At 70.0% G+C, this 25,741-nt stretch carries 25 protein-coding genes and 4 tRNA genes; 6 read left to right on the forward strand and 23 right to left on the reverse strand.

Features of this window, described 5'->3' with window-relative positions; translation table 11 throughout:
• Positions 1–67 precede the first annotated feature (67 nt).
• From rpoB to PYR72_RS19985, 9 genes are all read right to left on the reverse strand, one after another.
• Positions 68–3,553 carry a DNA-directed RNA polymerase subunit beta gene (gene rpoB, locus PYR72_RS19945; RefSeq protein ID WP_059079075.1) on the reverse strand — a complete coding sequence of 1,162 codons (3,486 nt, stop codon included), beginning with the start codon at positions 3,551–3,553 and terminating at the stop codon, positions 68–70.
• Between the two features lie 646 nt (positions 3,554–4,199).
• Positions 4,200–4,583, reverse strand: a complete 384-nt coding sequence (gene rplL, locus PYR72_RS19950; protein ID WP_275460462.1) for a 50S ribosomal protein L7/L12 — start codon at positions 4,581–4,583, stop codon at positions 4,200–4,202.
• A 120-nt stretch (positions 4,584–4,703) separates the two neighbouring features.
• Positions 4,704–5,234 (reverse strand): 50S ribosomal protein L10, encoded by a 531-nt coding sequence (rplJ, locus tag PYR72_RS19955; protein ID WP_013001439.1) that lies wholly within the window; start codon positions 5,232–5,234, stop codon positions 4,704–4,706.
• Between the two features lie 292 nt (positions 5,235–5,526).
• A complete protein-coding gene (locus PYR72_RS19960) occupies positions 5,527–6,456 on the reverse strand; it encodes a hypothetical protein (RefSeq protein ID WP_275456582.1) in 930 nt (309 codons plus the stop codon).
• A gap of 236 nt (positions 6,457–6,692) precedes the next feature.
• Entirely contained in the window at positions 6,693–7,418 is a 726-nt protein-coding gene (gene rplA / locus PYR72_RS19965; protein ID WP_184904681.1) for a 50S ribosomal protein L1, read from the reverse strand.
• Positions 7,419–7,523: 105 nt separating this feature from the next.
• Positions 7,524–7,958 (reverse strand): 50S ribosomal protein L11, encoded by a 435-nt coding sequence (rplK, locus tag PYR72_RS19970; protein WP_005481290.1) that lies wholly within the window; start codon positions 7,956–7,958, stop codon positions 7,524–7,526.
• A gap of 178 nt (positions 7,959–8,136) precedes the next feature.
• Positions 8,137–8,997, reverse strand: a complete 861-nt coding sequence (gene nusG, locus PYR72_RS19975) for a transcription termination/antitermination protein NusG (RefSeq protein WP_275456583.1) — start codon at positions 8,995–8,997, stop codon at positions 8,137–8,139.
• A gap of 77 nt (positions 8,998–9,074) precedes the next feature.
• A complete protein-coding gene (gene secE, locus PYR72_RS19980; protein WP_059079078.1) occupies positions 9,075–9,365 on the reverse strand; it encodes a preprotein translocase subunit SecE in 291 nt (96 codons plus the stop codon).
• 114 nt (positions 9,366–9,479) lie between these two features.
• Positions 9,480–9,552 (reverse strand) — tRNA-Trp (locus PYR72_RS19985).
• Between the two features lie 251 nt (positions 9,553–9,803).
• On the opposite strand from PYR72_RS19985, the gene PYR72_RS19990 reads away from it, so the two are divergent.
• Together PYR72_RS19990 and PYR72_RS19995 are read left to right on the forward strand one after the other, a co-directional pair.
• Positions 9,804–11,030, forward strand: a complete 1,227-nt coding sequence (locus PYR72_RS19990) for a pyridoxal phosphate-dependent aminotransferase (RefSeq protein ID WP_275456584.1) — start codon at positions 9,804–9,806, stop codon at positions 11,028–11,030.
• 121 nt (positions 11,031–11,151) lie between these two features.
• Positions 11,152–12,201, forward strand: coding sequence for an adenosine deaminase (locus PYR72_RS19995; RefSeq protein ID WP_275456585.1), 1,050 nt, complete (start codon positions 11,152–11,154; stop codon positions 12,199–12,201).
• Here PYR72_RS19995 and PYR72_RS20000 read toward each other — a convergent pair.
• From PYR72_RS20000 to PYR72_RS20025, 6 genes are all read right to left on the reverse strand, one after another.
• Positions 12,198–13,253: a UDP-N-acetylmuramate dehydrogenase gene (locus tag PYR72_RS20000; protein ID WP_275456586.1), complete on the reverse strand. Its 1,056-nt coding sequence runs from the start codon at positions 13,251–13,253 to the stop codon at positions 12,198–12,200. The two genes, PYR72_RS19995 and PYR72_RS20000, sit on opposite strands and share 4 nt — an antisense overlap.
• Before the next feature lie 74 nt (positions 13,254–13,327).
• Positions 13,328–13,756 (reverse strand): MaoC family dehydratase, encoded by a 429-nt coding sequence (locus tag PYR72_RS20005; protein ID WP_275456587.1) that lies wholly within the window; start codon positions 13,754–13,756, stop codon positions 13,328–13,330.
• Positions 13,757–13,763: 7 nt separating this feature from the next.
• On the reverse strand, positions 13,764–14,216 hold the full coding sequence (locus tag PYR72_RS20010; RefSeq protein ID WP_275456588.1) for a MaoC family dehydratase N-terminal domain-containing protein: 453 nt from the start codon (positions 14,214–14,216) through the stop codon (positions 13,764–13,766).
• A 149-nt stretch (positions 14,217–14,365) separates the two neighbouring features.
• A complete protein-coding gene (gene rpmG, locus PYR72_RS20015) occupies positions 14,366–14,530 on the reverse strand; it encodes a 50S ribosomal protein L33 (RefSeq protein ID WP_003948671.1) in 165 nt (54 codons plus the stop codon).
• Positions 14,531–14,621: 91 nt separating this feature from the next.
• Positions 14,622–14,694 (reverse strand) — tRNA-Met (locus tag PYR72_RS20020).
• A 46-nt stretch (positions 14,695–14,740) separates the two neighbouring features.
• A tRNA-Thr gene (locus tag PYR72_RS20025) sits at positions 14,741–14,813 on the reverse strand.
• Between the two features lie 317 nt (positions 14,814–15,130).
• On the opposite strand from PYR72_RS20025, the gene PYR72_RS20030 reads away from it, so the two are divergent.
• On the forward strand, positions 15,131–16,399 hold the full coding sequence (locus PYR72_RS20030; protein ID WP_275456589.1) for an amidohydrolase family protein: 1,269 nt from the start codon (positions 15,131–15,133) through the stop codon (positions 16,397–16,399).
• A gap of 124 nt (positions 16,400–16,523) precedes the next feature.
• Here the strand turns inward: PYR72_RS20030 and PYR72_RS20035 are convergent, their stop codons facing one another.
• Complete coding sequence (locus tag PYR72_RS20035) at positions 16,524–17,552, reverse strand: hypothetical protein (protein ID WP_275456590.1); 1,029 nt, start codon at positions 17,550–17,552, stop codon at positions 16,524–16,526.
• A 120-nt stretch (positions 17,553–17,672) separates the two neighbouring features.
• Between PYR72_RS20035 and PYR72_RS20040 the strand changes: the two genes are divergently transcribed.
• Complete coding sequence (locus tag PYR72_RS20040) at positions 17,673–18,329, forward strand: SDR family oxidoreductase (protein WP_013001450.1); 657 nt, start codon at positions 17,673–17,675, stop codon at positions 18,327–18,329.
• A gap of 25 nt (positions 18,330–18,354) precedes the next feature.
• On the opposite strand, the gene PYR72_RS20045 is transcribed toward PYR72_RS20040, so the two are convergent.
• Positions 18,355–18,561, reverse strand: a complete 207-nt coding sequence (locus PYR72_RS20045) for a hypothetical protein (RefSeq protein ID WP_275456591.1) — start codon at positions 18,559–18,561, stop codon at positions 18,355–18,357.
• Between the two features lie 100 nt (positions 18,562–18,661).
• Positions 18,662–18,743, reverse strand: a tRNA-Tyr gene (locus tag PYR72_RS20050).
• A 166-nt stretch (positions 18,744–18,909) separates the two neighbouring features.
• On the opposite strand from PYR72_RS20050, the gene PYR72_RS20055 reads away from it, so the two are divergent.
• On the forward strand, positions 18,910–19,398 hold the full coding sequence (locus tag PYR72_RS20055; protein WP_059079085.1) for a YajQ family cyclic di-GMP-binding protein: 489 nt from the start codon (positions 18,910–18,912) through the stop codon (positions 19,396–19,398).
• A 52-nt stretch (positions 19,399–19,450) separates the two neighbouring features.
• Here PYR72_RS20055 and PYR72_RS20060 read toward each other — a convergent pair whose 3' ends face one another.
• A complete protein-coding gene (locus PYR72_RS20060) occupies positions 19,451–19,717 on the reverse strand; it encodes a GlsB/YeaQ/YmgE family stress response membrane protein (RefSeq protein WP_059079086.1) in 267 nt (88 codons plus the stop codon).
• Positions 19,718–19,869: 152 nt separating this feature from the next.
• Here PYR72_RS20060 and PYR72_RS20065 point away from each other — a divergent pair, with 152 nt between their 5' ends.
• Complete coding sequence (locus PYR72_RS20065) at positions 19,870–21,126, forward strand: APC family permease (protein ID WP_275456592.1); 1,257 nt, start codon at positions 19,870–19,872, stop codon at positions 21,124–21,126.
• Between the two features lie 39 nt (positions 21,127–21,165).
• Here PYR72_RS20065 and PYR72_RS20070 read toward each other — a convergent pair whose 3' ends face one another.
• The 4 genes from PYR72_RS20070 to PYR72_RS20085 form a co-directional block, all read right to left on the reverse strand.
• The gene (locus tag PYR72_RS20070) at positions 21,166–21,564 is read right to left on the reverse strand and encodes a YccF domain-containing protein (protein WP_013001455.1); all 399 of its coding nucleotides are present in this window, start codon (positions 21,562–21,564) and stop codon (positions 21,166–21,168) included.
• Positions 21,561–22,424: a zinc metalloprotease HtpX gene (htpX, locus tag PYR72_RS20075; RefSeq protein ID WP_275456593.1), complete on the reverse strand. Its 864-nt coding sequence runs from the start codon at positions 22,422–22,424 to the stop codon at positions 21,561–21,563. The genes PYR72_RS20070 and htpX overlap by 4 nt, the downstream gene beginning before the upstream one ends.
• A gap of 174 nt (positions 22,425–22,598) precedes the next feature.
• On the reverse strand, positions 22,599–24,161 hold the full coding sequence (locus PYR72_RS20080; RefSeq protein ID WP_275456594.1) for an NADH-quinone oxidoreductase subunit N: 1,563 nt from the start codon (positions 24,159–24,161) through the stop codon (positions 22,599–22,601).
• Complete coding sequence (locus PYR72_RS20085) at positions 24,158–25,735, reverse strand: NADH-quinone oxidoreductase subunit M (RefSeq protein WP_275456595.1); 1,578 nt, start codon at positions 25,733–25,735, stop codon at positions 24,158–24,160. The genes PYR72_RS20080 and PYR72_RS20085 overlap by 4 nt, the downstream gene beginning before the upstream one ends.
• Positions 25,736–25,741: the final 6 nt, after the last annotated feature.

Raw genomic sequence — 25,741 nt, forward strand, 5'->3', positions numbered from 1 at the left:
GTCTGATACGGGGGTCCTGGGGCCGGCGGCCTTCATGCTTCTCGCGGTGAAGGCCGCCGAACTCCCGTCAGACCTCTTCGACGCTGCTCGGCTCGCGCCGGGACAGGTCGATGCCAAGCTCCTCCGCAGCGCGGAAGACGTCCTCGTCGGTGTCGCGCATCTCGATGGACATGCCGTCCGAGGACAGCACCTCCACGTTGAGGCACAGGGACTGCATCTCCTTGATGAGCACCTTGAAGGACTCGGGGATGCCGGGCTCGGGGATGTTCTCGCCCTTGACGATGGCCTCGTAGACCTTCACGCGGCCGGTCACGTCGTCGGACTTGATGGTCAGCAGCTCCTGGAGGGCGTACGCGGCGCCGTAAGCCTCCAGCGCCCACACCTCCATCTCACCGAAGCGCTGGCCACCGAACTGAGCCTTACCACCCAGCGGCTGCTGGGTGATCATCGAGTACGGACCGGTCGACCGGGCGTGCAGCTTGTCGTCGACCAGGTGGTGCAGCTTGAGGATGTACATGTACCCGATGGAGATCGGGTCCGGGAACGGCTCACCGGAGCGGCCGTCGAACAGCCTCGCCTTGCCGGTCGGCTGCACCATGCGCTCGCCGTCCCGGTTCGGGATGGTGTGCTGGAGCAGACCGGCCAGCTCGTCCTCGCGGGCACCGTCGAAGACCGGGGTCGCGACGTTGGTGCCGGGGGCGACGGAGTCGGCGCCGATGACCTGCAGACGCTTCGCCCAGTCGTCGGCCAGACCGGAGACGTCCCAGCCGCGGCTGGCGAGCCAGCCGAGGTGGATCTCCAGGACCTGTCCCGGGTTCATGCGGGACGGCACGCCGAGCGGGTTGAGGATGATGTCGACCGGGGTGCCGTCCTCCAGGAACGGCATGTCCTCGATCGGCAGGATCTTGGAGATGACACCCTTGTTGCCGTGACGGCCGGCGAGCTTGTCACCGTCGGTGATCTTGCGCTTCTGGGCGACGTACACCCGGACCAGCTGGTTGACGCCGGGCGGCAGCTCGTCGCCCTCCTCGCGGTCGAAGACGCGGACGCCGATGACCTTGCCGATCTCGCCGTGCGGCACCTTCAGCGAGGTGTCACGGACCTCACGGGCCTTCTCACCGAAGATCGCGCGGAGCAGGCGCTCCTCGGGGGTCAGCTCGGTCTCACCCTTGGGCGTGACCTTGCCGACGAGGATGTCGCCGGCGACGACCTCGGCACCGATGCGGATGATGCCGCGCTCGTCGAGGTCGGCGAGGACCTCCTCGGAGACGTTCGGGATGTCCCGGGTGATCTCCTCGGGGCCGAGCTTGGTGTCACGGGCGTCGACCTCGTGCTCCTCGATGTGGATCGAGGAGAGGACGTCGTCCTGCACGAGGCGCTGCGACAGGATGATCGCGTCCTCGTAGTTGTGACCCTCCCACGGCATGAACGCCACGAGCAGGTTCTTGCCCAGCGCCATCTCGCCGTTCTCGGTGGCCGGACCGTCGGCCAGGACCTGGCCCTCGATGATCCGGTCGCCCTCGTTGACGATGACCTTCTGGTTGACCGAGGTGCCCTGGTTGGAGCGGGCGAACTTGGCCAGGCGGTACGTGATGTACGTGCCGTCGTCGTTGGTGGTGGTGATGTAGTCGGCGGAGACCTCCTGGACCACACCCGCCTTCTCGGCCTTGACCACGTCGCCGGCGTCGACGGCGGAGCGGTACTCCATGCCGGTGCCGACGAGCGGGGACTCGCTCTTGATGAGCGGCACGGCCTGACGCATCATGTTCGCGCCCATGAGGGCACGGTTGGCGTCGTCGTGCTCCAGGAAGGGGATCATGGCGGTCGCGACCGACACCATCTGGCGCGGCGAGACGTCCATGTAGTCGACGTCATCACCGGGGACGTAGTCGACCTCGCCGCCACGGCGGCGGACCAGGACGCGGTTCTCGGTGAAGCGCATGCCGTCGTCGAGCGTGGCGTTGGCCTGCGCGATGACGAACCGGTCCTCTTCGTCGGCCGTCAGGTAGTCGACCTCGTCGGTGACGACACCGTCGGTGACCCGGCGGTACGGCGTCTCCACGAAACCGAACGCGTTGACGCGGCCGTAGGAGGCGAGCGAGCCGATCAGACCGATGTTCGGGCCTTCGGGCGTCTCGATCGGGCACATGCGGCCGTAGTGCGAGGGGTGCACGTCACGGACCTCGAAGCCGGCCCGCTCACGGGACAGACCACCGGGACCCAGCGCCGAGAGACGACGCTTGTGCGTCAGACCCGACAGCGGGTTGTTCTGGTCCATGAACTGCGACAGCTGGCTGGTGCCGAAGAACTCCTTGATGGAGGCGACGACCGGCCGGATGTTGATCAGGGTCTGGGGCGTGATCGCCTCGACGTCCTGGGTCGTCATGCGCTCGCGGACGACACGCTCCATACGCGCCAGACCCGTACGGACCTGGTTCTGGATGAGCTCGCCGACGCTGCGCAGACGACGGTTGCCGAAGTGGTCGATGTCGTCGGTCTCGACGACGATCGTCTGGCCGTTGTCGGCGGCCGTCTCGGTCTCGCCCGCGTGCAGCTTCACCAGGTACTTGATCGTCGAGATGACGTCCTCGACGGTCAGGACGCCCGCGTCGAGGGGAGCCTCCGCACCCAGCTTCTTGTTGACCTTGTAGCGGCCGACCTTCGCGAGGTCGTAGCGCTTGGGGTTGAAGTACAGGTTCTCCAGCAGCGTCTGCGCGGCCTCACGCGTGGGGGGCTCGCCCGGACGCAGCTTGCGGTAGATGTCGAGCAGCGCGTCGTCCTGACCCTGGGTGTGGTCCTTCTCCAGGGTGGCGCGCATGGACTCGTACTCGCCGAACTCCTCCAGGATCTGCTCGGTGGTCCAGCCGAGGGCCTTGAGGAGGACGGTCACGGACTGCTTGCGCTTGCGGTCGATACGCACACCGACCATGTCGCGCTTGTCGATCTCCATCTCCAGCCAGGCACCCCGGGACGGGATGATCTTGGCGGAGAAGATGTCCTTGTCGGACGTCTTGTCGATGGAGGAGTCGAAGTAGACACCCGGCGAACGGACCAGCTGCGACACGACGACACGCTCGGTGCCGTTGATGACGAAGGTGCCCTTGTGGGTCATGAGCGGGAAGTCGCCCATGAAGACCGTCTGGGACTTGATCTCGCCGGTCTCGTTGTTGGTGAACTCGGCGGTGACGAAGAGCGGGGCCGCGTACGTGAAGTCGCGGTCCTTGCACTCGTCGATGCTGTTCTTCGGCGGCTCGAAACGGTGGTCGCGGAACGTCAGCGACATCGACCCGGAGAAGTCCTCGATCGGGGAGATCTCCTCGAAGATCTCCTCCAGACCGGACTTGGTGGGGACGTCCTGTCCGTTCTCCAGAGCCTCCTCGACCCGACTCTGCCAGGCGGTGTTGCCGAGCAGCCAGTCAAAGCTCTCGGTCTGCAGCGCGAGCAGGTTGGGAACCTCGAGAGGCTCCTTGATCTTTGCAAAAGAGATGCGCAGCGGGGCAGTGCTGGCGGCGGGGTTCGTATTCGCGGTCGAGGCGTTGCGCGAGGCGGCCAAGAGGGGGTCCTTCCGAGGGCTCGGACTCACTACGCGCGTACCGGCCCCTCTTATGCGCAAAGAGAGCAGGCTGTTCCTGATCTGACCAAAAGGCCAGGTCGGGAATGGTCTGTTCGTCGATGCTCAAGCGAGGGCATGCCCCTGGTGACGGGCAGGGGACAGCTAACAGGCAGCGCAAAGGGTCAGTGTAGCCACTTGGCACACTGATGTCCAGTGCGGGTTTTTTGAGACCCTCGTTGTTCTCGACACCTACGCAAGCCCACGCCCTCAACGCACGTTGATACTGCCCTCTTCGCCGTCGATCCATGCCTCGGAGTTCGGATCGGTGTGACGACGCGTCCTGAGAATTGCGCGCTGCGTGCCGTTCGTCAAGGCCCCTCATGCCCGACCCCGGTGCCGCGATCGTCACTCGCGGCTCGTCACCTGGGGTGTCGGAGGCACGACGAAGATCACCATACTCGCCGCCACCGACAGTGCAAGGCAGCCGTCCGCCGACGTTCCGGAACACCGAAAGGCGACCACCCAGTTGGGTGATCGCCCTTCGGTACGTTCGCGTTACAGCATCGAACAAGTTTTCTAGGCTTGTCTCGAAACCGCCCCGCACGGATCCTCGCGGATCCAGGAGAACCGGCGAACCGGTACGTCCTTACTTGACCTCGACGGAGGCGCCGGCGGCCTTGAGGGACTCGGCAGCCTTCTCGGCGGCCTCCTTGGCGACCTTCTCGAGAACGGGCTTCGGGGCGCCGTCCACGAGGTCCTTGGCCTCCTTCAGGCCCAGCGAGGTCAGCTCACGCACGACCTTGATGACCTGGATCTTCTTCTCGCCGGCGCCGGTGAGGACGACGTCGAACTCGTCCTGCTCCTCAGCGGCCTCGGCCGGGGTGCCGGGGACGGCGGGGCCGGCAACGGCGACGGCCGCGGCGGCGGTGACGTCGAACTTCTCCTCGAACGCCTTCACGAACTCGGAGAGCTGGATGAGGGTCATGCCCTCGAACTCGGCGAGCAGTTCGTCCTGGGTGAGAGCCATGATGGCTTCCTTCCACTTAATTCGGCAGGTGCCGGATGTACATGTCTGGCGGGCGTACGACGGCCCGCTACGACCGCTTCCCGAGGCGGACTGCCTCAGGCGGCGGTCATTTCGCGAGCCGAGTTACTCGGCACCGCCCTGCTCTTCTTGCTTGGCACGGAGCGCGTCCACGGTGCGGACGAGCTTCGAGGGAAGCGCCTGGAAGAGCTGCGCAGCCTGGGACTGCTTGCCCTTGAAGGCACCCGCCAGCTTGGAGAGCAGAACCTCGCGGGACTCGAGGTCCGCGAGCTTCTTGATCTCGTCGGCGGACAGCGCCTTGCCGTCAAGGACACCGCCCTTGATGACGAGGTTCGGGTTGTCCTTGGCGAAGTCACGAAGACCCTTCGCCGACGTCACCGGGTCACCGGTGATGAAGGCGACCGCCGTCGGACCGTTGAACAGGTCGTCGAGCGTCGAGATCCCGGCCTCGTTGGCCGCAATCTTGGTCAGCGTGTTCTTCACCACGGCGTACTGGGCGTCTTCACCGAGCGAACGACGCAGCGTCTTGAGCTGCGCCACGGAGAGACCCCGGTACTCGGTCAGCACGGCGGCGTTCGAGCTACGGAACTGCTCCGTGAGCTCGGCCACCGCGGCAGCCTTGTCGGGCCTTGCCATAGAGCGTCGGCCTCCTTCCGGGTGATGAGGACCGCTCAGAAGGGGCTGGGGAAAACGAAACGCCCCGGCGCAGGCGCACGGGGCGTGGCTCGACCGGACGAATCCCGCACAAGACGGAACCGGACCAGGAGCAACTTCCACAGTCACCTGCGCGGGTCGTCCGCGGTTCAGCGGATCCTTCGGCCACCGCGCCCTCTCACGAGCACACGGCAACGACCAGCGGTCTTTGGCTTCCTCGGAAGAGTACGGGACCGTGTCCCTCTCGGGCAAATCCGCCCCCGGAGGCCCCCGCTCAGCCCTCCGTGGCCCCGTCCACCCGCTCGGCGAGGTCGACCGTGTCCTCGGCCGGCGGGGTCTCGACGGTCACCGGCCGGCCGACGTCCAGGAGGGTGACGGTCAGGTCGAGCGGGCCCCCGTCGACCATGCGCCCCTCCTTCAGGACGCGGGTCTCGCCCCGGAGCCGGTAGCGCTCGGCCCGGCCGTCCCCGCCGACCCACAGGTCCACGGTGAGCGTCTTCTCGATGCCCAGCATCATGAACTGGTCCAGGCTGGTCGTCCGCAGCTCCCGGGTCGCCTTGTCCTTGGCGGCCGCCTGGGCGGCCCGCAGGCTCTTGAAGGTGACGGTGCCCCGGTAGTGCGTGGCCCCGCCGCCCTCGACCGTCTCGGCGCCGACCTCGGCGACCTTGCTCGCGCCGGTGAGGAGCGTGGACTGCGCGAGCGGGCTGGCCTCCAGCGGAGCGGGCAGCACGCGGTACGTGTTGTTGTCCGCTCCGCCGCGTCCCCACACGGCCGGCCCGGCGCTGATCCACTGCTTGTCCGGGGCGCCGACGGCGGCCGTGTCCCCCTCGGCGTAGATGACCCCGTCGGCGAACCGCACCTCCAGGGCCTTGCCCTCGGTCGGGCCCCACCCGGTCAGGTCCATCCGCATCGCGGTCGGCCGCGCGGTCATCGCCGCCTCCGCCCGTATCTTCCCGTGTTCCGGCAGGGTCCCGGTGACCCGGTAGCGCAGCGACGCGATGTCCGTCGTCCGCTCCGCGGCCCGGGCCACGGCCTCGGCGGGCGTCGCGGGCTTGGTCTCGGCCTCCGCGGGCGTCTTCGGCTTCGTCCCGGTCTCCGCCCCCGGCTCCGCGCCGCAGGCGGTGGCTGCGCCCAGCAGCGCGGCCACGACGGCGATGCCGACGGCTCTGTGACGACGTACGGAGCCGTGTCCGGCCAACCTCATCTGTCCCCCTGGAACCTCACGCCCCACCCGTGTGGGACGGCAGGGACACTAGCGCCGCCGGACGGCGGCTGTCGTGGGCATTACGACTCCCCCGCGGACGCACGGACGCACGGAGAGACGCGCGGACAGCCGTACAGGTACACGGCGGCGAACGACACGAGCCCCGCCGCCTCGAAAGGCTGCGGGGCTCGTGCCAGGGCTGTGCGACCGCGACGCGGCTGCCGTGAGCGTCAGGCTCAGACGGCGGCCGGGTCCTCCTCGACGAGGAGGTTGCGGGTGCGGTTGGAGTCGACCGGAATGCCGGGGCCGATCGTGGTGCTGATCGCGGCCTTCTTGATGTAGCGACCCTTGGCGGCCGACGGCTTCAGACGGAGGATCTCCTCCAGCGCCGCGGCGTAGTTCTCCACCAGCTTGGTGTCGTCGAACGACGTCTTGCCGATGATGAAGTGCAGGTTCGAGTGCTTGTCGACGCGGAACTCGATCTTGCCGCCCTTGATGTCGTTGACGGCCTTCACGACGTCCGGGGTCACGGTGCCGGTCTTGGGGTTCGGCATGAGACCACGGGGACCGAGCACGCGGCCGAGGCGGCCGACCTTGCCCATGAGGTCCGGGGTGGCGACGACGGCGTCGAAGTCCAGACGGCCCTTCGCCACCTCGTCGATCAGTTCGTCGGAGCCGACGATGTCGGCGCCGGCGGCGGTCGCGGCCTCGGCACGGTCACCGGTCGCGAAGACCAGGACCCGGGCGGTCTTACCGGTGCCGTGCGGGAGGTTCACGGTGCCACGGACCATCTGGTCGGCCTTGCGCGGGTCGACACCCAGACGGAAGGCGACCTCGACGGTGCCGTCGAACTTGGACGTGGAGGTCTCCTTGGCGAGACGGACGGCCTCGAGCGGGGCGTAGAGCTTGTCCCGGTCGACCTTGGCGTCCGCAGCGCGGAGAGCCTTGCTGCGCTTGCTCACAACTGCTCCTGTGTGTTCTTGAAAGGAGTCGTGGTACGGGCCGAGCAGGCCCTGCCACGCGCGGCCGCCGTCGACGGCTGCCGCGAGGTTCTACGAAGGGGGAACTCAGCCCTCGACCGTGATGCCCATGGAACGGGCGGTGCCGGCGATGATCTTGGACGCCGCGTCCAGGTCGTTGGCGTTGAGGTCGGGGAGCTTGGTCGTGGCGATCTCGCGGACCTGCGCCTCGGTGATCTTGGCGACCTTGGTCTTGTGCGGCTCGCCGGAGCCCTTCTCGACACCCGCGGCCTTGAGGATCATCTTCGCGGCCGGCGGCGTCTTGGTGACGAAGGTGAAGGAGCGGTCCTCGTAGACCGTGATCTCCACCGGGATCACCCAGCCACGCTGCGACTCGGTCGCGGCGTTGTAGGCCTTGCAGAACTCCATGATGTTGACGCCGTGCTGACCGAGCGCGGGGCCGACCGGCGGGGCGGGGTTCGCCGCACCGGCGTTGATCTGGAGCTTGATGAGCCCCGTGACCTTCTTCTTCTTGGGAGGCATTGCTCTCCGGGTCCTTTCGATTCGAGTGCGCCCTCATCCGGTTCGCGGCCAGATGAAGGCATACCGCACAACGATAGCGGGTATAGATGCGCGGCCAAAAACCGAGCAGGTCAGACAGGCTTTGACAGCCCGTCTGACCTGCTCGGAAGCGGCGGTCCAGGAAGGAGCCGGTGACCGGCTAGTTCTTCTGGATCTGGTCGAACGACAGCTCGACCGGCGTCTCGCGGCCGAAGATCTCCACGAGGCCCTTGACCTTCTTCGAGTCCGCGTTGATCTCGTTGATGGTCGCCTGCAGCGTGGCGAACGGGCCGTCCGTGACGGTGACCGAGTCGCCGACCTCGAAGTCCAGCACCTGGACCTCGACCTTGCGGGCGGGAGCCGGCTTGCCCTCGGCCTCGGCGGCCTCGCGGGCGGCCTTCTCCTCGGCCTCCGGAGCGAGCATCTTGACGATCTCGTCCAGGGTCAGCGGGTACGGGTCGTAGGCGTTGCCCACGAAGCCGGTGACGCCGGGGGTGTTGCGGACGACGCCCCAGGACTCGTTCGTCAGGTCCATGCGGACGAGGACGTAGCCGGGCAGCTTGTTCTGGCGGATCGTCTTGCGCTCGCCGTTCTTGATCTGCGCGACCTCTTCCTGCGGCACTTCGGCCTGGAAGATGAAGTCCTCGACGTTCAGCGAGACGGCACGCTGTTCGAGGTTGGTCTTCACGCGGTTCTCGTAGCCGGCGTACGTGTGGATGACGTACCACTCACCCGGCAGGGTCCGCAGTTCCTCACGCAGGGCCTCGACGGGGTCGACCGGCTCGGTCTCCTCCTCGACGGCCTCTTCGGCGTCCTCGTCCTCGGAGTCCTCGACGTCGGTGTCGTCCTCGACGTGCACGGCTTCTTCCTCGGCCGGCTCCCCCGCCTCGGCCTCGGCAGTCTCGAACTCGTCGACGCCGTCCTCGGAGTCCGCTCCCTCGACGATGTCGAGTTCGTCGTCCACGGACTCGGCACCTTCACCGCGAGGCTCCATGGCGTCCTTCAGGTTCGGGTCAGACACGTGGCTGCTTCTTCCTGGATCATGGGGGTGGAACATGCGAAAAGGGGCGCCAAGTCGCGGCGCCCTTCGCTTTCGGCTCAGCCGCCGAAGACGTACTTGGCGGCCTTGTCTAGGCCGAAGTCAATCACAGTGACAAGGCCGATCATGATGACGACGAAGACGATGACCACGGAGGTGTACGTCGTCAGCTGGGCGCGGGTCGGCCAGACGACCTTCCGCAGCTCCGCGATGATCTGGCGGTAGAAGAGCGCGAGGCGCTTCAGCGGGCCCTTCTTGGCACGCTTGCCGCCCTTGCGGGTCTTCTTCTTGTCCTCGGGCACCTCGTCCTGGGCATCAGGCGTGTCGATGGAGCCCACGGCGTCCGTCATTCATCCTCACCTGATTCCGGTCCGGGTCGTGGCCGTGCCGCGCCCGGTCTGAGCCGCACGGCGGAACATTGCTGTACGTACATGCGCACACATCCTGGCGTGAGGAGTGTGTAGCAGGGCCGGAGGGACTTGAACCCCCAACCGCTGGTTTTGGAGACCAGTGCTCTACCAATTGAGCTACGACCCTTTGCGGTTCTCCACCAACGTACCGCATCCGACCGAGTGCACGGTGTGCACCTGACGGGCGCGGCCGGTGAAGACCAACGAGGACAGAGCATACGTGGTCCGAGGGCTGTCGTCGAACAGAAAGCGTCCGCAGGGGCGTTGCCCGCCGAAGATCGACCGTTTCCGGCCGCGGATACGGACGGTTGTTCCGTCGCTGTTCAGTCTGTGAAACCCGCGTGTGCGGCGCGTTTCCGGTCTGGAACGATGGGGCCCATGAGCGCTGCAACCCCTCCCACCGAGCGCCGGGTCTCCGCGCGCATCGGCGCGATCTCCGAGTCCGCCACCCTCGCCGTGGACGCCAAGGCCAAGGCCCTCAAGGCCGCCGGGCGTCCGGTGATCGGCTTCGGCGCCGGCGAGCCCGACTTCCCGACCCCCGACTACATCGTCGAGGCGGCCGTCGAGGCCTGCAAGAACCCGAAGTACCACCGGTACACGCCGGCCGGCGGTCTGCCCGAGCTGAAGGCCGCGATCGCCGCCAAGACCCTGCGCGACTCCGGTTACGAGGTCGACGCCTCGCAGGTCCTCGTGACCAACGGCGGCAAGCAGGCCATCTACGAGGCCTTCGCCGCGATCCTCGACCCGGGCGACGAGGTCATCGTCCCGGCGCCGTACTGGACGACGTACCCGGAGTCGATCCGTCTCGCCGGCGGTGTCCCGGTCGACGTGGTCGCCGACGAGACCACCGGCTACCGGGTCTCCGTGGAGCAGCTGGAGGCGGCCCGCACCGAGAACACGAAGGTGCTGCTGTTCGTCTCCCCCTCCAACCCGACCGGCGCGGTCTACACCCGCGCGCAGATCGAGGAGATCGGCCGCTGGGCCGCCGAGAAGGGCCTGTGGGTCCTGACCGACGAGATCTACGAGCACCTGGTCTACGGCGACGCGGAGTTCCACTCGCTGCCGGTGGTCGTGCCCGAGCTGGCCGACAAGACCATCGTCGTCAACGGTGTCGCGAAGACGTACGCGATGACGGGCTGGCGTGTGGGCTGGGTCATCGGCCCGAAGGACGTCGTGAAGGCCGCGACCAACCTGCAGTCGCACGCCACGTCGAACGTCTCCAACGTGGCCCAGGTCGCCGCGCTGGCCGCCGTCTCCGGCGACCTGGCGGCCGTCGAGGAGATGAAGCTGGCGTTCGACCGCCGCCGCCGGACGATCGTGCGGATGCTCAACGAGATCGACGGCGTGTTCTGCCCGGAGCCCGAGGGCGCGTTCTACGCCTACCCCTCGGTGAAGGACCTGGTCGGCAAGGAGATCCGGGGCAGGCGCCCGCAGGACACGGTCGAGCTGGCCGCGCTGATCCTGGAGGAGGCCGAGGTGGCGGTCGTCCCGGGCGAGGCCTTCGGCACCCCCGGCTATCTGCGGCTGTCGTACGCCCTGGGTGACGAGGATCTCGTCGAGGGTGTCTCCCGCATCCAGAAGCTCCTGGCGGAGGCCCGGGACTGAGGTGTGTCGACAGGGGGCCGTCCACCGATTCCGGTGGGCGGCCCCCTGTCGTTCGTGCGAGCCGGACCACGTTCGGGGATTCCGCTACCGGGACGGCGGGGGCGTGCGGCAGGATCGGGCGATGGAGCGTGTACGTGATCTCTCTGAACTGCCCAAGGCCCATCTGCATCTGCACTTCACCGGGTCGATGCGGCCCACGACCGTGCTGGAACTGGCCGACAAGTACGGGGTGCGGCTGCCCGAGGCGCTCGCCGAGGCGCTGACCGGCGGGGAGCCGCCGAAGCTGCGGGCCACGGACGAGCGGGGGTGGTTCCGGTTCCAGCGGCTGTACGACGCGGCCCGCTCGTGCGTCCGAGGGCCCGAGGACATCCAGCGGCTGGTGCGGGAGGCCGCGGAGGAGGACGTGCGGGACGGCTCGGGCTGGCTGGAGATCCAGGTGGACCCGACGTCGTACGCGCCGCGGCTGGGCGGGCTGATCCCGGCGCTGGAGGTCATCCTGGACGCGGTGGACACCACCGTGCGGGAGACCGGGCTCGGGATGCGGGTGGTGGTGGCCGCGAACCGGATGAAGCACCCGCTGGACGCGCGCACGCTGGCCCGGCTGGCGGTGCGGTACGCGGACCGGGGCGTGGTCGGTTTCGGGCTCTCCAACGACGAACGCCGGGGCATGGCGAGGGACTTCGACCGGGCCTTCGCGATCGCGCGCGAGGGGGGTCTGCTGTCGGCGCCGCACGGCGGTGAGCTGACCGGCCCGTCCTCGGTGCGGGACTGCCTGGACGATCTGCACGCCTCACGGATCGGGCACGGCGTGCGCGCGGCGGAGGACCCGCGGCTGCTGAAGCGGCTCGCGGACCGGGGCGTGACGTGCGAGGTCTGCCCCGCCTCGAACGTGGCGCTCGGTGTCTACGAGAAGCCCCAGGACGTCCCCCTGCGCACGCTGTTCGAGGCCGGGGTGCCGATGGCGCTCGGCGCGGACGACCCGCTGCTGTTCGGCTCCCGCCTCGCGGCCCAGTACGAGATCGCCCGGCATCACCACGGTTTCACGGACGCGGAACTGGCCGAGCTGGCCCGGCAGTCGATCCGGGCGTCGGCGGCGCCGGAGGCCGAGCGGGCGAAGTTGCTGTCCGGGGTGGACGACTGGCTGGCCGGCCCTGCGGGTGAAGGGGCCTAGAGGCTGACGCCGACCGTCACCGGCTCGTTGACCAGGGTGATGCCGAAGGCGTCCCGGACTCCGCCCACGACCTCGCGGGCCAGCGCCAGCAGGTCCTCGGTGGTGGCCGCGCCCCGGTTGGTGAGGGCCAGGGTGTGCTTGGTGGAGATCCGGGCGGGGCCGGTGCCGTACCCCTTGGTGAAGCCCGCCTTGTCGATCAGCCAGGCGGCGGAGGTCTTGGTGTGGCCGTCCCCGGCGGCGTACGCGGGCGGGGTGACGTCCGCACCGAGCCGCTCCCGCACGCGCGCGTGGAACGCGGCGAACTGCTCGTCGTCGAGGATCGGGTTGGTGAAGAACGACCCGGCGGACCAGGTGTCGTGGTCCTCGGGGTCGAGGACCATGCCCTTCCCGGCGCGCAGCTTCAGCACGGTCTCGCGGGCCCGGGCCAGGGGCACCCGGTCGCCGGGATCGACGCCGAGCGTGCGGGCCGTCTCGGCGTACTTGACCGGTCCCGACAGGCCGCCGGCGTCCTCCAGTTCGAACCGGACCCGCAGGACGACGTACCGCTCGGGCTCGTCCTTGAAGCGGCTGTGGCGGTACGAGAAGGCGCACTCGGCGTTCGGGACGGTGACCGTCTCGCGGGTGCGGCGGTCGTAGGCGACGACCTCGGTGATGGTGGAGGCGACCTCCTGGCCGTACGCCCCGACGTTCTGGATCGGGGTGGCGCCGGCCGAGCCGGGGATGCCGGCCAGGCACTCGATGCCGGCGAGTCCGGCCTCGACGGTCCGGGCGACCGCGTCGGTCCACACCTCGCCGGCGGCCAGTTCCAGTCGTGTCCCGTCGAGCGCGAAGCCCTTCGTGGCGACGACCAGCGCGGTCCCGGCGAAGCCCTGGTCCCCGATCACCAGGTTGGAGCCGCCGCCGATGAGCAGCAGCGGCGTACCGGTGTCGTCGGCCTCGCGGACGGCGGCGATCACCTCGTCGTCGGTGGTCGCGGTGATCAGCCGGCGCGCGGGCCCGCCCAGCCGGAAGGTGGTCAGCGGGGCGAGGGGGGCGTCGTGGAGTTCCTGCACGGGCTCAAGAGTACGAGACCCCCGCACCCGGGAGGGGCGGGGGACCGTGGGGTGCGGCCGGGCCGCGTGGGCGGTCAGGGCAGGCGTACGACGGCCCGGGACATGCCGAGGACCTTCTGCCCGGCACTCATGGCCGTGAGGTCGACGCGGACGGTGTTGTCGTCGAGCTTGGCGCCGATCTTGGCGCTGACCTCGATGCTCGCGCCCTCGTCGTCGTCGGGGACGACCACGGGCTTGGTGAAGCGGACGCCGTACTCGACGACCGCGCCCGGGTCGCCGGTCCAGTCGGTGACGACACGGATCGCCTCGGCCATGGTGAACATGCCGTGCGCGATGACGTCCGGGAGGCCCACCTCCTTGGCGAACCGCTCGTTCCAGTGGATCGGGTTGAAGTCGCCGGAGGCGCCCGCGTACCGGACCAGGGTGGCGCGGGTCACGCCGAAGGTCTGCGGCGGCAGTTCGGTGCCGACCTCGACGTCGTCGTAGGAGATCTTGGCGGTCATCGGATCCTCACGCCCCCTCGGCCGCACGGGCCACGAGCTTGGTCCAGGCGGTCACGACGTGCTCGCCGGACTCGTCGTGGACCTCGCCGCGGATGTCCAGGATGTCGTTGCCCGCCAGGGACTTGATCGCCTCGATGGTCGAGGTGACCGTGAGGCGGTCGCCGGCGCGCACCGGGCGCTTGTGGGCGAACTTCTGGTCGCCGTGCACCACCCGGCTGTAGTCGAGGCCCAGCTGGGGGTCCTGGACGACCTGTCCGGCCGCCTTGAAGGTGATCGAGAACACGAAGGTCGGCGGGGCGATCACATCGGCGTACCCGAGCGCCTTGGCGGCCTCCGGGTCGGTGTAGACGGGGTTGGTGTCCCCCACGGCCTCAGCGAACTCGCGGATCTTCTCCCGGCCGACCTCGTAGGGGTCGGTGGGCGGGTAGGAACGCCCCACGAAGGACTGGTCGAGCGCCATCGACTCGGCACCTCCTGCTTGCTCGGCGGACAGGGCGGGCGGTACGCGGCCCTGATACGGCTGATACGGCGGTACTGACCGGTACGGGTCGTGCAACGACGCGAGGCCGCCCCCGATCTCTCGGGGACGGCCTCGCGTACGAGCCTGATTTATCGCGTCTCGCGGTGCGCGGTGTGCGCGTTGCAACGCGGGCAGTGCTTCTTCATCTCCAGTCGGTCCGGGTTGTTACGCCGGTTCTTCTTGGTGATGTAGTTCCGCTCCTTGCACTCCACGCAGGCCAGCGTGATCTTCGGGCGGACGTCGGTGGCAGCCACGTGAGTGCTCCTTGACGAACGGATGGGACAGGGTTTAACGCATAGAAGAGTAGCCGATCGAAGGACCGACCCCGCAATCGGCTACTGTCAGTAGCGGTGACCGGACTTGAACCGGTGACACAGCGATTATGAGCCGCTTGCTCTACCGACTGAGCTACACCGCTGTGATGCGATCAGTTCCCGCCTTGCGACGGGAACCCTTCACACCAGAGCCCCAATACGGAATCGAACCGTAGACCTTCTCCTTACCATGGAGACGCTCTGCCGACTGAGCTATTGGGGCGAGCGATGAAGACATTACACGCCCCACCGCCGATCGCCCAAATCCGTTTCCCGGCCCGCATCCATGGGCCGCCCGGCGGTCCTCCGGCCGTCCTCCGGAGCGGTCGGCCGGGCCGCTCCCGCGCCGTTCCCGAGCCGTTCACCCAGGCCACGCGGGCCCCACGCGCCCCTTCGGCACCGGCCCTCCCCGGCGCGTCGCGGCGCGCCTCCGGCAGGAAAGGCACACCGGTACGACTATTGCGCTCCTCCGCGACGGGGAGGTGCCGCCCGCCTAGGCTCGACTCACTCTGCGTGATCTTGTGTCCCCCGGGGAGTGCGATGCCCGACAGCCAGCCGCAGCCGTCCCCCTCCTCCTCCGGCCCGCCGTCCGGCCCGGACGAGGCAGGCGCCCTGCTGCTGTGCGGGGCGCGGCTGACCGACGGCCGGGTGGTGGACGTACGGCTGGGCGGCGGGCGGATCGAGGCGGTCGGCACGGCGGGCAGCCTGGGCGCGGGACCCGCCGCGTCCGGGACACCCGCCACCCGGGTGGACCTCGGCGGCCATCTGCTCCTGCCGGCCCCCGCGGAGCCGCACGCCCACGGCGACACGGCCCTGTCGGCCGACGTCGAGGGCCCGGTCCCCCACGACGGCCAGGACGTCCAGCGCCGGGCCACGGAGGCCGCGCTGCTGCAGCTCGGGCACGGCGCCACGGCCGTCCGCTCGCATGTGCGCGTGGGCGACGTCCAGGGTCTGGAGGCGCTGGCGGCGGTGCTCCGGGCGCGGCAGACCCTGCGCGGGCTCGCGGAGCTGACGACGGTGGCGATGCCCCGGGTACTGACCGGGGTGGCCGGGGCGGACGGGCTCGCGATCCTGCGGGACGCGGTGAAGATGGGCGCCTCGGTGGTCGGCGGCTGCCCGGACCTGGACCCCGATCCCACGGGGTACGTGGAGGCGGTCCTGGAGATCGCCTCCGAGCACGGCTGCCCGGTCGACCTGCACACCGACGGCGACGACCCGGCCCGCCTCGCCCGGCTCACGGCCATGGCGGGGGGCCTGCGGCCGGGCGTCACGCTGGGCCCGTGCGGCGGTCTGAGCCGTCTTCCCGCGCAGGCCGCCGCACGGGCCGCCGACCAGCTCGCGGCGGCCGGCGTGACCGTCGTCTGCCTCCCGCAGGGCGGCTGCGGGACCGTGGACGGCCGGGAGACCGCCCCCGTACGGCTCCTGCGGGCGGCCGGGGTGCGCGTCGCGGCGGGCAGCGGGGCGCTGCGGGACGTGTCGAACCCCGTCGGGCGCGGGGACCCCCTGGAGGCCGCGTTCCTGCTCGCCTCCCGGTACGGGCTGCGGCCCGAGGAGGCGTACGACGCCGTCAGCGGGGTGGCGCGCGCGGGGCTCGGTCTGCCCGAGGTGCGCGTCGAGGCCGGCTTCCCCGCCGAACTCCTCGCCGTGCGCGGCACCCGGCTCGCGGGCGTGCTCTCGCTCGGGTACAGCCGCGTCGTCGTGCACCGGGGGCGCGTGGTGGCGCGGACCAGCGCGGTACGGGAGTACTGCGGCTCGGCGGCGGGCGGGGCGGGGGCGGCGGTGGATCTGCCGCGGCAGGGGCGGGGGTGAAGGGCCGTACCCGCGCCCCGTACCCGGGCGGGCGGCACGCGCGCGTGGAGGTTCTCCGGCCTCCTTGCGCGCGTGCCCGCGAGGGCGGGTGCCCGCTCCCCCGTGCTGCGGGCCCGCCGGTGTGTCAGACGCCGAACAGCGCGCCGCCGAAGGGGCCGCCGAACTCGTCGAGGGGGAGCTCGGAAGCGCCCTTGGGTGCCTTGATGTCACCGGCCTTGCCGAAGGTGAGGACCAGGGGGGCCTTGGCGCCCTCGGGGTCGTCGGCGAGGACGGCGAGGTCGGTCTCGATCCGGGTCAGGTCGCCGTTCTTGAGGGTGAAGTCGACCGCGACGTTCTTGTTCGGCGCGTCCTTCATGTCCTTGGCCGTGGGGAGTTCGGCTCCCGGCGGCAGCTCGCCCTCCAGCGGCTGGAGCTTGTCGACGATGCCGGTGAGCAGGTCGCGGAAGTTGGCCTTGGCCGTGACGACCTCGGTGCCGTCGCCGCTGTCCTTGGTCTTGAAGCCGACCTCGCGGGCGACGACGCCACGGACGGCGTCCAGCATCTTCTTCTGGGTCTTGGCGTCAACCTCGTCGGAGCCGCCCGGGCCGGCACCGGCCCCCGCGTCCTTGCGCAGCTCGGCGTTGTTCACCTTGACCCAGTCGCCTTCGAGGACGGGCCGCAAGTGCTGCTCGCTCTCGGGCAGTTCGTCGGCGCTCGGGAACGGAAGGCCGATCGCTTCGCCCATGGCCTCCATGTCGGCGCGGTAGTACGTGTAGTCGCCGACGACCCGGTACTCGACGAGCACACCGTCGTGGCCGGAGACCTTCATGCCCATTCCGGCGATGTCCTTCTCACCGGACTCGGCCAGCGGCTTCTTCGACGTGACCGACACGTCGACGCGCAGGCCGGTGAGGAACTTCGTCATCCCCGGCGGCATCTCCTCGCCGTCCTCGCCCATCAGCGCGGTGAGGTCCTTCGGGTCGGCGTCGAGCCGCATCCCGAAGGCCAGCGACTTCTGCTCGCCCAGCCGTTCGACGGCGCCGTCGACCTTCTGACCCGCGGTGAGGTTCTGGACGGTGCCGCACGCGGCCACCGTGACGAGCACGGCCGCCGCGCAGCCGGCACCGGTGAAGGCACGGCGTACGACGTTCTTGTTGCGCGTGGCTGTACGCATGGCGGTGATGTTTCCCCCCGTGGTTCCGTTGTCCGCCGGCACGGCGAACACGGGTGAGACGCCCGGGACGGCCGGATGGTTGTGCGGCGGTCGCGTCCGTTCGGGCGTACGGTCGGAGTCATGCGCATTGTCATCGCCGGAGGTCATGGTCAGATCGCGCTGCGGCTGGAGCGACTGCTCGCCGCACGGGGTCACGAGGTCGCGGGGATCATCCGCCGCGCCGAGCAGTCGGACGATCTGCGCGCGGCCGGTGCCGAACCGGTGCTGTGCGATCTGGAGTCGGCGTCGGTCGAGGAGGTCGCCGCGCATCTGCGGGGCGCGGACGCCGCCGTGTTCGCGGCGGGCGCCGGACCGGGCAGCGGGGCGGGCCGCAAGGACACGGTCGACCGCGGCGCCGCGGTCCTGTTCGCCGACGCCGCGGTACGCGCGGGCGTGCGCCGTCATCTCGTCGTCTCGTCCATGGGCGCGGACCCGGCGCACGAGGGCGACGAGATCTTCGACGTCTACCAGCGGGCCAAGGGCGAGGCCGACGCGTACGTACGCGGTCTGGACGCGCTGGACTGGACGATCCTGCGCCCGGGGATGCTGACGGACGACGCCGGCACGGGCCTCGTCCGTCTGGAGGCGTCCACGGGCCGGGGCCCCGTCCCGCGCGACGACGTGGCCGCCACCCTCGCCGAACTCCTGGAGACCCCGGCGACCGCCGGTCTGACCCTGGAACTCGTCAGCGGCTCGACGCCCGTGTCCGTGGCCGTGAAGTCGGTGGCGGGCAACTGAGACACCGGAGGGTGTCCCCCGGTCTTCAGAACAGCGGCAGCTGACCGGGGAATTCGGGCACGACGTACCCGTCGAGCGCGGGCTGGGCCGCTCCGATCAGGGCCTGCCTGCGCGACCCGGGGCACGACACCAGCTCCCCGGCGGCTCCGGGCGGATCGTGCCGCGCGAACCGCCCCGCCACGACGGCGATCTCACGACGGCACTCGGGGCAGTTCCTGCGACGCGATGACATGCGGTCAGTGTGCCCGGCCGTACTGACACTCCCGGACACCCACGCACACGAAGAAGCCCCTCCGGACTGCTTGCACAGTCCGGAGGGGCTTCCCTCCACGTGGCGGCGCCAGGATTCGAACCTGGGTAGGCATAGCCGACGGATTTACAGTCCGTTCCCATTGGCCACTCGGGCACACCGCCTGGGATGCTGCCCTTCGAACCGCTTTTCGGCGGTGCTCTGTGGCAACGACGTAAACGATACCTGATGCCCGGGGGTGCTCCGCCACCTGATTGATCAGTACTCGCGGCGGCCGGGGTGGCTAGGCTTGTCGCCCCCCGACACCTCGAATTCAAGGAGCCACAGGACATGGCCGACTCCAGTTTCGACATCGTCTCGAAGGTCGAGCGGCAGGAGGTCGACAACGCCCTCAACCAGGCCGCCAAGGAGATCTCGCAGCGCTACGACTTCAAGGGCGTCGGCGCCTCGATCTCGTGGTCCGGCGAGAAGATCCTGATGGAGGCGAACTCCGAGGACCGGGTCAAGGCCATCCTCGACGTCTTCCAGTCCAAGCTGATCAAGCGCGGGATCTCCCTGAAGTCGCTGGACGCGGGTGAGCCCCAGCTGTCCGGCAAGGAGTACAAGCTCTTCGCGTCGATCGAGGAGGGCATCTCCCAGGAGAACGCCAAGAAGGTGGCGAAGATCATCCGCGACGAGGGCCCCAAGGGCGTCAAGGCCCAGGTCCAGGGCGACGAGCTGCGCGTCAGCTCCAAGAGCCGGGACGACCTGCAGGCCGTGATCAGCCTCCTCAAGGGCAAGGACTTCGACTTCGCGGTGCAGTTCGTCAACTACCGGTGACCGTCCGCACGCGGACCCGGGCCGGACCCGGGTTCGCGTGCGACGGACGTGCTCAGCGGCGCGAGTGGCCGAACAGGATGCGGTAGGCGATCAGCAGGACCAGGGAGCCGCCGATCGCGGCCGCCCAGGTGGCGCCGTCGTAGAAGTCCTCGGAGATCGGGCGGTCCAGCCAGCGGGCGGAGATCCAGCCGCCGATGAACGCGCCCGCGACCCCGATGAGGGTCGTGCCGATGAAGCCGCCCGGGTCCCGGCCCGGCAGCAGGAGTTTGGCGATGGCGCCGGCCAACAGCCCCAGAACGATCCAGCCGATGATGCTCATGCCGTGAACCTGCCCTTTCGTGCCGTACAGCCGCGCCGGCCGTGCTGTGTTTCCCCCCACACGGAGACCGGGCACCATGCCGTTCTTCCCTGTTGTCCGGGAGGACGCCGACGCGACATCCGACGGTTGCGGTGGTCAGTAGGGTGCGGCGCATGACACAGGCCGGATCGGGCGCCGAGCTGCGCCGCACGCTCGGGGTGGGGGACGCGGTGGTCGTCGGCCTCGGGTCGATGGTCGGCGCGGGGATCTTCGCCGCGCTGGGGCCCGCCGCGCGCGCTGCCGGGTCGGGACTGTTGTTCGGACTCGCGGCCGCCGCCGTCGTGGCGTACTGCAACGCGATGTCGTCGGCGCGGCTGGCGGCCCGGTACCCGGCGTCGGGCGGCACGTACGTGTACGGGCGTGAGCGGCTCGGCGCGTTCTGGGGGTATCTGGCCGGCTGGGCGTTCGTCGTCGGCAAGACGGCCTCGTGCGCGGCGATGGCGCTCACCGTGGGGACGTACGTGTGGCCGGGGCAGGCGCACGCCGTGGCGGTGGCGGCCGTGGTGGCGCTGACAGCCGTGAACTACGGCGGCGTCCAGAAGTCGGCGTGGCTGACGCGGGTGATCGTGGCGGTGGTGCTCGCGGTCCTCGCGGCCGTGGTGGTCGTGTGCCTGGGCTCCGGGGAGGCCGACGCGGGACGGCTGGGCGGCGGTGCGTCGGGGGGCGTGGGCGGGGTGCTGGAGGCGGCCGGGCTGCTGTTCTTCGCGTTCGCCGGGTACGCGCGGATCGCGACCCTGGGCGAGGAGGTGCGGGATCCGGCGCGCACCATCCCGCGCGCGATCCCGCTCGCGCTGGGCATCGCGCTGGTCGTGTACGCGGCTGTCGCCGTCGCGGTTCTCGCGGTGCTGGGCTCCGGCGGACTGGGACACGCCACCGCGCCGCTGGCCGACGCGGTGCGGGCGGCCGGGGTGCCAGGTCTGGTGCCCGTGGTGCGGGCGGGGGCCGCGGTGGCCGCGCTGGGGTCGCTGCTGGCGCTCATCCTGGGCGTCTCCCGCACCACCCTCGCCATGGCCCGTGACCGGCATCTGCCGGGCGCCCTGGCCGCCGTGCACCCGCGCTTCCAGGTGCCGCACCGGGCGGAGCTGGCCGTGGGCGCGGTGGTCGCCGTGCTGGCCGCCACGGCCGACGTCCGGGGCGCGATCGGGTTCTCCTCCTTCGGCGTCCTGGCGTACTACGCGATCGCCAACGCGTCCGCCTGGACGCTGGGTTCGGCGCCCCTCGCGCGCGTGGTGCCGGTGATCGGGCTGGTCGGGTGCGCCGTGCTGGCGTTCGCGCTGCCGGCGGCGTCGGTGGGCGCGGGCGCCGCCGTCCTGGGCGTGGGGGCGGCGGCGTACGGCGTACGGCGGTGGTGGGCCGGACGCAGCGGGTAGGGCCGCTGCGGTGGACCCCCCGCGGCCGGGCGACAGGTGCTAGAAGCGCTGCTGGGCGAAGGGCTGGTCGGAGCGGACGATCTCGCGGCCCAGCGGCATCAGGGAGACCGGCACGAGCTTGAAGTTGGCGATGCCGAAGGGGATGCCGATGATCGTGACGCAGAGCACCAGGCCCGTGACGATGTGGGTCAGTGCCAGCCACCAGCCCGCCAGGAGCAGCCACAGGATGTTGCCGACGCAGGACGGCGCGCCCGCGTCACGGCGTTCGACGGCGCTGTACCCGAAGGGCCACAGGGCGTAGACGCCGATGCGGAACGAGGCGATGCCGAACGGGATGCCGATGATCGTGATGCACAGGAGCAACCCTGCGAACAGGTAGCCGACGAAGAGCCAGAAGCCGCTGAGGATCAGCCAGATGATGTTCAGAATGGTCTTCACTGGGGGCGACCTGCCATCTTCTCGAGTCGGGCGATGCGTTCCGCCATCGGCGGATGTGTCGAGAACATCTTGGAGAATCCCTGGCCGGGCCGGAAGGGGTTCGCGATCATCATGTGGCTCGCGGTCTCGATCCGGGGCTCCGGGGGCAGCGGCAGCTGCTTGGTCCCTGTTTCCAGTTTGCGAAGGGCGCTGGCGAGAGCAAGTGGATCACCGGTGAGGTGGGCGCCGGAGGCGTCGGCCTCGTACTCCCGGGAGCGGCTGATGGCGAGCTGGATGAGGGACGCGGCCAGCGGGCCCAGCAGCATGATCAGCAGCATGCCGAGGAGGCCGGGGCCGTCGTCGTCGTCCGAGCGGCCGATGGGGATCAGCCAGGCGAAGTTCACCAGGAACATGATCACGGAGGCGAGGGCACCGGCCACCGACGAGATGAGGATGTCCCGGTTGTGGACGTGGCTCAGCTCATGGCCGATCACGCCGCGCAGCTCGCGTTCGTCGAGCAGGCGCAGGATGCCGTCCGTGCAGCACACGGCCGCGTTGCGCGGGTTGCGGCCGGTCGCGAAGGCGTTCGGGGCGTCCGTCGGGGAGATGTACAGGCGGGGCATGGGCTGCCGGGCCTGCATGGAGAGTTCGCGGACCATGCGGTAGAGCGCCGGGGCCTCGAACTCGCTGACCGGGCGGGCACGCATCGCGCGTAGAGCCAGTTTGTCGCTGTTCCAGTACGCGTACGCGTTCGTGCCGAGGGCGACGACGACCGCGATGACGAGGCCCACACGGCCGAACAGGCTTCCGATGACGATGATGAGTGCGGACAGTCCCCCGAGGAGTACGGCGGTCCTGAGCCCGTTGTGCCGGCGGTGCACGGTACGCCCTCCAAGTCGTGCGGCAGGGGAACCCCTTGCTTGCTGGTCGCTGTCGACTCCACCTCTCAGTGGACCTTCCCGTACTGGTCAACGCCAGGCGGGAGGCACTAGTTCCCTTGTGCGCGCGGCCCTGCCGGTGGGCCGTCCGGGTGGGGCGGGCCGGCCGCCCGGGTCCTAGAAGAGACCGATGCCCGCGAAACGCAGGACGAGCTGGGGTGCGCCGGACAGGGCGATGCCGACGATGCCGGTCAGGGCGAGGGCGGCGGTCAGGGGCGCCGGGACGCGGTGGTGAACCTGGGCGCCTTCGCCCGTGGTCGCGCCCTCGGCGTCCTCCTCGCGGGCGCGGAACAGCAGCGCCGTCCACCGGAGGTAGTAGAAGAGGGCGATCACCACGTTGACGGCCATCACGACGGCCAGCCAGCCGAGGCCCGCGTCGACGGCCGCCGAGAAGACGGTGACCTTGGCGAACAGGCCGATGACGCCCGGCGGCAGTCCCGCGAGGCAGAGCAGGAAGAAGGCCAGGAGCAGGGCGGACAGGGGACGGGAGGCGTGCAGGCCGCGGTAGTCGTCGAGACGGTTCAGGGTCTTCGTACGGCCGACCAGGGCGGCCACGGCGAAGGCGCCCAGGTTCACCACCGCGTACATCAGGGCGTACGCGACCGTGGAGCCGACGGCCTTCCGGGCGTCCTCGGTGTTGTCGGCGTACGCGGCCGCCGCGATCGGGACGAGCAGGTAGCCGGCCTGGCCGACGGAGGACCAGGCGAGCAGCCGGACCGCGCTGTACGCGCGCGTGGAGCGCTGCGCGAGCGCGCCCAGGTTGCCGACGGTCATGGTGAGCGCGGCCAGGGCGACGAGGGCGGGGCCCCAGACGTCGGCGTACGACGGGAGGGCGACGACGGTGATGAGGATCAGCCCGGAGAAGCCGACCGCCTTGCCGACGACCGACAGGTAGGCGGCCACGGGCAGGGGGGCGCCGACGTAGGTGTCGGGGACCCAGAAGTGGAAGGGGACGGCGGCGGTCTTGAAGGCGAAGCCGATGAGGGTGAGGACGACGCCGGCCTGGGTGAGGGTGTGGAACTGGCCGTCGACGTCCTGGACGCGGTCGGCGATCTCGGTGAGGTAGAGGGTGCCGGTCGTGGCGTAGACGAAGCTGATGCCGAGCAGGCTGACGGCGGTGGCGGTGACGGACGACAGGAAGAACTTCAGGGCGGCCTCGGAGGACCGCCTGTCGCCGAGCCGGATGCCGACGAGGGCGAAGGCGGGCAGCGAGGCGACCTCCAGCGCGACGACGAGGGTCGCGAGGTCGCGGGAGGCGGGCAGCAGCGCCGCACCGGCCGCGGAGGACAGCAGCAGGAACCAGAACTCCCCCGCGGGCAGGGTCTTCTTCTCGTCCGTCAGGGCCGTCAGCGACAGCAGGGCGGCGAGGAGGGCGCCGCCGAGGACCAGGAACTGCACGACCAGGGTGAAGCGGTCGGCGGTGTAGCTGCAGACGTCCGGGGAGCCGGTCAGGCAGAAGGTGGCGCGGTCGCCGTCCAGGAGGGGCAGCAGGGCCAGCAGGGAGACGACGAGGCCCGCGACGGAGGTCCAGCCGAGGACCGCCTGCTTCGTCTCGCCGGTGAACAGGTCGGCGACGAGGACGGCGAGGCCGACGACCGCGGCGATGGTGGGCGGCGCGACGGCGAGCCAGTCGACGGACTGGACCACCGACTGGGCGACGGACTCGGCCAGGTAGCTCAACGGGTGCCTCCTGCGAGGAGCTGCTGCACGGCCGGGTCGGTCAGACCGAGGAGGGCCGCGGGCCAGAGGCCGGCGAGGACGGTGAGGGCGACGAGCGGGGTCCAGGCCGCGAACTCGTACGGCTGTACGTCCGCGAGCCGGGGGGCGTCCGGGTGCGGGGCGGCGCCCATGCAGACGCGGCGGACCACGATCAGCAGGTACGCGGCGGTGAGGAGGGTGCCGAACGCGGCGATCGTCATGAAGGTGAGGAAGGCCGAGCGGCTGAGGCCCTCGGCGGGCTCGAACGCGCCGAACAGCGCCAGCATCTCGCCCCAGAACCCGGCGAGTCCCGGCAGTCCGAGGGAGGCGACGGCGGCGAAGGCGAGCAGGCCGCCGAGGCGTGGGGCCCTGCCGTAGAGGGCGGCGCCGGTCTCCTGGGCGAGGGTGTCCAGGTCGGTGGTGCCGGTGCGGTCCTTGAGGGCGCCGACCAGGAAGAACAGCAGGCCGGTGATGAGGCCGTGGGCGATGTTGGCGAACAGGGCGCCGTTCACGCCGGTCGGGGTCATCGTGGCGATGCCGAGCAGCACGAAGCCCATGTGGCCGACGGAGGAGTACGCGATGAGGCGCTTGAGGTCGCCCTTCGCGCCCTGTTTGGCGAGGGCGAGGCAGGCGAGGGAGCCGTAGACGATGCCGACGACCGCGAAGGCGCCGAGGTAGGGCGCGAAGGTGCGGAACCCGTCCGGGGTGATCGGCAGCAGGATGCGGACGAACCCGTAGGTGCCCATCTTCAGCAGGACGCCGGCCAGCAGGACCGAGCCGACGGTCGGGGCGGCGGTGTGGGCGTCCGGCAGCCAGCTGTGCAGCGGCCACATCGGGGTCTTGACCGCTAGTCCGATCCCGATGGACAGAGCGGCGACGACCTGCACGGTGGTGGTCAGTCCGGGGTGACTGTCAGTGGCGAGTGCCACCATGTCGAATGTGCCCGCCTTGATTCCGATCAGGAGCAGGCCCAGCAGCATGACCACGGAACCGAGCAGGGTGTAGAGGATGAACTTCCAGGCGGCCTGTGTGCGTTGCTCACCGCCCCAGCGGGCGATGAGGAAGTACATCGGGATGAGCACCGTCTCGAACGCGAGGAAGAACAGCAGCAGATCGAGGACGGCGAAGGTCGCGAGGGTGCCGGACTCCAGGACGAGGACCAGGGCGACGAACGCCTTCGGGGACGGGCCCGTGGGCGGCTTGGAGGAGGAGTAGAGGGCGCAGAGGAAGGCCAGCAGCGCGGTCAGGACCACCAGGGGGAGGGAGATGCCGTCGATGCCGAGGTGGATGCGTACGTCGAGTGCCGGGATCCAGCTGATGTCCGTACTGGCCTGGATCTTCGACGGCTGGTCGTGGTCGAAGCCGAGCGCGAGGACGATCGCGGCGATGAGGACCGCGCCGGTCACGGTGACGCCGTGCCGGAGCACGGCCTGCTCGGGTGACTTCCCCTTCAGCCCCGGCGGGGCCGGCAGGAGAGCGGCGGCGGCGCCGATGAGCGGGCCGACGACGATCAACGCCAGAAGGACCTGCATCACGGACTCGTTGATATCGATCACGCCTGC

Source organism: Streptomyces sp. VNUA24, assembly GCF_029167005.1.
Lineage (GTDB): Bacteria > Actinomycetota > Actinomycetes > Streptomycetales > Streptomycetaceae > Streptomyces > Streptomyces scabiei.

What these genes read in the sequence shown, in the direction of transcription:
- PYR72_RS20010 (WP_275456588.1), bottom strand. Translation starts at nt 14,216, where the DNA reads ATGGCGCTCGACCAGTCCTTCGTGGGGCGTTCCTACCCGCCCACCGAC.
- PYR72_RS19990 (WP_275456584.1), top strand. Translation starts at nt 9,804, where the DNA reads ATGAGCGCTGCAACCCCTCCCACCGAGCGCCGGGTCTCCGCGCGCATC.
- PYR72_RS20040 (WP_013001450.1), top strand. Translation starts at nt 17,673, where the DNA reads ATGCGCATTGTCATCGCCGGAGGTCATGGTCAGATCGCGCTGCGGCTG.
- PYR72_RS20060 (WP_059079086.1), bottom strand. Translation starts at nt 19,717, where the DNA reads ATGAGCATCATCGGCTGGATCGTTCTGGGGCTGTTGGCCGGCGCCATC.
- PYR72_RS20045 (WP_275456591.1), bottom strand. Translation starts at nt 18,561, where the DNA reads ATGTCATCGCGTCGCAGGAACTGCCCCGAGTGCCGTCGTGAGATCGCC.
- PYR72_RS19960 (WP_275456582.1), bottom strand. Translation starts at nt 6,456, where the DNA reads ATGAGGTTGGCCGGACACGGCTCCGTACGTCGTCACAGAGCCGTCGGC.
- PYR72_RS20065 (WP_275456592.1), top strand. Translation starts at nt 19,870, where the DNA reads ATGACACAGGCCGGATCGGGCGCCGAGCTGCGCCGCACGCTCGGGGTG.
- PYR72_RS19995 (WP_275456585.1), top strand. Translation starts at nt 11,152, where the DNA reads ATGGAGCGTGTACGTGATCTCTCTGAACTGCCCAAGGCCCATCTGCAT.
- PYR72_RS20030 (WP_275456589.1), top strand. Translation starts at nt 15,131, where the DNA reads ATGCCCGACAGCCAGCCGCAGCCGTCCCCCTCCTCCTCCGGCCCGCCG.
- secE (WP_059079078.1), bottom strand. Translation starts at nt 9,365, where the DNA reads ATGACGGACGCCGTGGGCTCCATCGACACGCCTGATGCCCAGGACGAG.
- PYR72_RS20005 (WP_275456587.1), bottom strand. Translation starts at nt 13,756, where the DNA reads ATGACCGCCAAGATCTCCTACGACGACGTCGAGGTCGGCACCGAACTG.
- PYR72_RS20035 (WP_275456590.1), bottom strand. Translation starts at nt 17,552, where the DNA reads ATGCGTACAGCCACGCGCAACAAGAACGTCGTACGCCGTGCCTTCACC.
- PYR72_RS20055 (WP_059079085.1), top strand. Translation starts at nt 18,910, where the DNA reads ATGGCCGACTCCAGTTTCGACATCGTCTCGAAGGTCGAGCGGCAGGAG.
- rplJ (WP_013001439.1), bottom strand. Translation starts at nt 5,234, where the DNA reads ATGGCAAGGCCCGACAAGGCTGCCGCGGTGGCCGAGCTCACGGAGCAG.
- rplK (WP_005481290.1), bottom strand. Translation starts at nt 7,958, where the DNA reads ATGCCTCCCAAGAAGAAGAAGGTCACGGGGCTCATCAAGCTCCAGATC.